1 protein-coding gene is annotated in these 498 nt (G+C 67.9%); it reads right to left on the bottom strand.

The genetic code is table 11. The annotated features are described in order from the left end of the window. On the bottom strand, positions 1-498 hold a 498-nt coding region (locus RCF13_RS00410; RefSeq protein WP_308140692.1), incomplete at both ends, for a glycine--tRNA ligase subunit alpha.

The raw sequence follows: 498 nt of genomic DNA, 5'->3' as shown, positions 1-498 counted from the left end.
GAACACGTCGCGGTACAGCACGCGGCGGCCGTTGGCGCCTTCGGTCCAGACCAGGTCGTACACGCTCTGCACGTCCTGCAGGTACATGGCCAGGCGTTCCAGGCCGTAGGTGATCTCGCCCGTGGTCGGGGTGCAATCCAGGCCGCCGACCTGCTGGAAGTAGGTGAACTGGGTCACTTCCATGCCGTTGAGCCACACTTCCCAGCCCAGGCCCCAGGCGCCCAGCGTCGGGTTTTCCCAGTCGTCCTCGACAAAACGGATGTCGTGCTGGGTCGGGTCGATGCCCAGCGCCTTGAGCGAGCCGATGTACAGGTCCAGGATTTCCGGGGGCGCGGGTTTCAGCACCACCTGGTACTGGTAGTAGTGCTGCAGGCGGTTGGGGTTCTCGCCGTAGCGGCCATCCTTGGGGCGGCGCGAGGGCTGCACGTAGGCCGCGCGCCAGGGCTCCGGGCCGATCGCCCGCAGGAACGTGGCGGTGTGCGAGGTGCCGGCGCCGAC

Origin of the sequence: Stenotrophomonas maltophilia group sp. RNC7 (genome assembly GCF_030910085.1) — a bacterium.
Taxonomy (GTDB): Bacteria; Pseudomonadota; Gammaproteobacteria; order Xanthomonadales; family Xanthomonadaceae; genus Stenotrophomonas; species Stenotrophomonas sepilia.
The sequence above is the reverse complement of the archived record's forward strand: the minus strand, read 5'-3'. Positions and strand labels throughout refer to the sequence as shown.